Source organism: Streptococcus sp. 1453 (genome assembly GCF_013276955.1).
In the GTDB taxonomy this organism is placed as follows: domain Bacteria; phylum Bacillota; class Bacilli; order Lactobacillales; family Streptococcaceae; genus Streptococcus.
In genome coordinates, this window is sequence record NZ_VMLZ01000018.1 from 1 (window position 1) to 4,934 (window position 4,934).

The following is a 4,934-nucleotide window of genomic DNA, read 5'->3' on the forward strand; positions in this document are numbered from 1 at the left end:
AAAAAACAATAAATCTGTCAGTGACAGAAATGAGTGAGAACTCAAACTTTTAATGAGAGTTTGATCCTGGCTCAGGACGAACGCTGGCGGCGTGCCTAATACATGCAAGTAGAACGCTGAAGGAGGAGCTTGCTTCTCTGGATGAGTTGCGAACGGGTGAGTAACGCGTAGGTAACCTGCCTGGTAGCGGGGGATAACTATTGGAAACGATAGCTAATACCGCATAAGAGTAGATGTTGCATGACATTTACTTAAAAGGTGCAATTGCATCACTACCAGATGGACCTGCGTTGTATTAGCTAGTTGGTGGGGTAACGGCTCACCAAGGCGACGATACATAGCCGACCTGAGAGGGTGATCGGCCACACTGGGACTGAGACACGGCCCAGACTCCTACGGGAGGCAGCAGTAGGGAATCTTCGGCAATGGACGGAAGTCTGACCGAGCAACGCCGCGTGAGTGAAGAAGGTTTTCGGATCGTAAAGCTCTGTTGTAAGAGAAGAACGAGTGTGAGAGTGGAAAGTTCACACTGTGACGGTATCTTACCAGAAAGGGACGGCTAACTACGTGCCAGCAGCCGCGGTAATACGTAGGTCCCGAGCGTTGTCCGGATTTATTGGGCGTAAAGCGAGCGCAGGCGGTTAGATAAGTCTGAAGTTAAAGGCTGTGGCTTAACCATAGTACGCTTTGGAAACTGTTTAACTTGAGTGCAAGAGGGGAGAGTGGAATTCCATGTGTAGCGGTGAAATGCGTAGATATATGGAGGAACACCGGTGGCGAAAGCGGCTCTCTGGCTTGTAACTGACGCTGAGGCTCGAAAGCGTGGGGAGCAAACAGGATTAGATACCCTGGTAGTCCACGCCGTAAACGATGAGTGCTAGGTGTTAGACCCTTTCCGGGGTTTAGTGCCGTAGCTAACGCATTAAGCACTCCGCCTGGGGAGTACGACCGCAAGGTTGAAACTCAAAGGAATTGACGGGGGCCCGCACAAGCGGTGGAGCATGTGGTTTAATTCGAAGCAACGCGAAGAACCTTACCAGGTCTTGACATCCCTCTGACCACTCTAGAGATAGAGTTTTCCTTCGGGACAGAGGTGACAGGTGGTGCATGGTTGTCGTCAGCTCGTGTCGTGAGATGTTGGGTTAAGTCCCGCAACGAGCGCAACCCCTATTGTTAGTTGCCATCATTCAGTTGGGCACTCTAGCGAGACTGCCGGTAATAAACCGGAGGAAGGTGGGGATGACGTCAAATCATCATGCCCCTTATGACCTGGGCTACACACGTGCTACAATGGCTGGTACAACGAGTCGCAAGCCGGTGACGGCAAGCTAATCTCTTAAAGCCAGTCTCAGTTCGGATTGTAGGCTGCAACTCGCCTACATGAAGTCGGAATCGCTAGTAATCGCGGATCAGCACGCCGCGGTGAATACGTTCCCGGGCCTTGTACACACCGCCCGTCACACCACGAGAGTTTGTAACACCCGAAGTCGGTGAGGTAACCGTAAGGAGCCAGCCGCCTAAGGTGGGATAGATGATTGGGGTGAAGTCGTAACAAGGTAGCCGTATCGGAAGGTGCGGCTGGATCACCTCCTTTCTAAGGATAAGGAACTGCGCATTGGTCTTGTTTAGTCTTGAGAGGTCTTGTGGGGCCTTAGCTCAGCTGGGAGAGCGCCTGCTTTGCACGCAGGAGGTCAGCGGTTCGATCCCGCTAGGCTCCATTGGTGAGAGATCACCAAGTAATGCACATTGAAAATTGAATATCTATATCAAATAGTAACAAGAAAATAAACCGAAAACGCTGTAGTATTAATAAGAGTTTATGACTGAAAGGTCAGAAAATAAGGTTAAGTTAATAAGGGCGCACGGTGGATGCCTTGGCACTAGGAGCCGAAGAAGGACGTGACAAACGACGATATGCCTTGGGTAGCTGTAAGTAAGCGATGATCCAGGGATTTCCGAATGGGGGAACCCAACAGGTACTACCTGTTACCCGCATCTGTTAAGGATGTGAGGAGGAAGACGCAGTGAACTGAAACATCTAAGTAGCTGCAGGAAGAGAAAGCAAAAGCGATTGCCTTAGTAGCGGCGAGCGAAACGGCAGGAGGGCAAACCGAAGAGTTTACTCTTCGGGGTTGTAGGACTGCAATGTGGACTCAAAGATTATAGAAGAATGATTTGGGAAGATCAGCCAAAGAGAGTAATAGCCTCGTATTTAAAATAGTCTTTGTACCTAGCAGTATCCTGAGTACGGCGGGACACGCGAAATCCCGTCGGAATCTGGGAGGACCATCTCCCAACCCTAAATACTCCCTAGTGACCGATAGTGAACCAGTACCGTGAGGGAAAGGTGAAAAGCACCCCGGGAGGGGAGTGAAATAGAACCTGAAACCGTGTGCCTACAACAAGTTCGAGCCCGTTAATGGGTGAGAGCGTGCCTTTTGTAGAATGAACCGGCGAGTTACGTTATGATGCGAGGTTAAGTTGAAGAGACGGAGCCGTAGGGAAACCGAGTCTGAACAGGGCGAATTAGTATCATGACGTAGACCCGAAACCATGTGACCTACCCATGAGCAGGTTGAAGGTGCGGTAAGACGCACTGGAGGACCGAACCAGGGCACGTTGAAAAGTGCTTGGATGACTTGTGGGTAGCGGAGAAATTCCAAACGAACTTGGAGATAGCTGGTTCTCTCCGAAATAGCTTTAGGGCTAGCGTCGACATTAGAGATTCTTGGAGGTAGAGCACTGTTTGGGTGAGGGGTCCATCCCGGATTACCAATCTCAGATAAACTCCGAATGCCAAAGAATTATGGTCGGCAGTCAGACTGCGAGTGCTAAGATCCGTAGTCGAAAGGGAAACAGCCCAGACCACCAGCTAAGGTCCCAAAATAATTGTTAAGTGGAAAAGGATGTGGGGTTGCACAGACAACTAGGATGTTAGCTTAGAAGCAGCTATTCATTCAAAGAGTGCGTAATAGCTCACTAGTCGAGTGACCCTGCGCCGAAAATGTACCGGGGCTAAAACAATTTACCGAAGCTGTGGATACCTTTATAGGTATGGTAGGAGAGCGTTCTATGTGTGAAGAAGGTATACCGTGAGGAGTGCTGGAACGCATAGAAGTGAGAATGCCGGTATGAGTAGCGAAAGACAGGTGAGAATCCTGTCCACCGTAAGACTAAGGTTTCCAGGGGAAGGCTCGTCCGCCCTGGGTTAGTCGGGACCTAAGGAGAGACCGAAAGGTGTATCCGATGGACAACAGGTTGATATTCCTGTACTAGAGTATGTAGTGATGGAGGGACGCAGTAGGCTAACTAAAGCAGACGATTGGAAGTGTCTGTCTAAGCAGTGAGGTGTGAACTGAGTTAAATGCTTAGTTCTATAACATTGAGCTGTGATGGGGAGCGAAGTTTAGTAGCGAAGTTAGTGACGTCACACTGCCAAGAAAAGCTTCTAGCGTTTAAACATACTCTACCCGTACCGCAAACCGACACAGGTAGTCGAGGCGAGTAGCCTCAGGTGAGCGAGAGAACTCTCGTTAAGGAACTCGGCAAAATGACCCCGTAACTTCGGGAGAAGGGGTGCTGACTTTAAGTCAGCCGCAGTGAATAGGCCCAAGCAACTGTTTATCAAAAACACAGCTCTCTGCTAAATCGTAAGATGATGTATAGGGGGTGACGCCTGCCCGGTGCTGGAAGGTTAAGAGGAGTGCTTAGCGTAAGCGAAGGTATGAATTGAAGCCCCAGTAAACGGCGGCCGTAACTATAACGGTCCTAAGGTAGCGAAATTCCTTGTCGGGTAAGTTCCGACCCGCACGAAAGGCGTAATGATTTGGGCACTGTCTCAACGAGAGACTCGGTGAAATTTTAGTACCTGTGAAGATGCAGGTTACCCGCGACAGGACGGAAAGACCCCATGGAGCTTTACTGCAGTTTGATATTGAGTGTCTGTACCACATGTACAGGATAGGTAGGAGTCTATGAGATCGGGACGCCAGTTTCGAAGGAGACGTTGTTGGGATACTACCCTTGTGTTATGGCCACTCTAACCCAGATAGGTGATCCCTATCGGAGACAGTGTCTGACGGGCAGTTTGACTGGGGCGGTCGCCTCCTAAAAGGTAACGGAGGCGCCCAAAGGTTCCCTCAGAATGGTTGGAAATCATTCGCAGAGTGTAAAGGTATAAGGGAGCTTGACTGCGAGAGCTACAACTCGAGCAGGGACGAAAGTCGGGCTTAGTGATCCGGTGGTTCCGTATGGAAGGGCCATCGCTCAACGGATAAAAGCTACCCTGGGGATAACAGGCTTATCTCCCCCAAGAGTTCACATCGACGGGGAGGTTTGGCACCTCGATGTCGGCTCGTCGCATCCTGGGGCTGTAGTCGGTCCCAAGGGTTGGGCTGTTCGCCCATTAAAGCGGCACGCGAGCTGGGTTCAGAACGTCGTGAGACAGTTCGGTCCCTATCCGTCGCGGGCGTAGGAAATTTGAGAGGATCTGCTCCTAGTACGAGAGGACCAGAGTGGACTTACCGCTGGTGTACCAGTTGTCTTGCCAAAGGCATCGCTGGGTAGCTATGTAGGGAAGGGATAAACGCTGAAAGCATCTAAGTGTGAAACCCACCTCAAGATGAGATTTCCCATGATTATATATCAGTAAGAGCCCTGAGAGATGATCAGGTAGATAGGTTAGAAGTGGAAGTGTGGCGACACATGTAGCGGACTAATACTAATAGCTCGAGGACTTATCCAAAGTAACTGAGAATATGAAAGCGAGAGGTTTTCTTGGTTTGAATAGATATTCAATTTTGAGTAGGTATTACTCAGAGTTAAGTGACGATAGCCTAGGAGATACACCTGTACCCATGCCGAACACAGAAGTTAAGCCCTAGAACGCCGGAAGTAGTTGGGGGTTGCCCCCTGTGAGATATGGAAGTCGCTTA

At 50.0% G+C, this 4,934-nt stretch carries 1 tRNA gene and 3 rRNA genes; all 4 read left to right on the forward strand.

From position 1 onward, the window contains the following. Positions 1-48 precede the first annotated feature (48 nt). A 16S ribosomal RNA gene (locus tag HW098_RS09205) occupies positions 49-1,594 on the forward strand. A gap of 51 nt (positions 1,595-1,645) precedes the next feature. Beyond that, positions 1,646-1,718, forward strand: a tRNA-Ala gene (locus HW098_RS09210). 124 nt (positions 1,719-1,842) lie between these two features. After that, positions 1,843-4,744: ribosomal RNA gene (locus tag HW098_RS09215) — 23S ribosomal RNA — on the forward strand. 76 nt (positions 4,745-4,820) lie between these two features. Beyond that, positions 4,821-4,934: ribosomal RNA gene (rrf, locus tag HW098_RS09220) — 5S ribosomal RNA — on the forward strand; the annotation flags it as partial.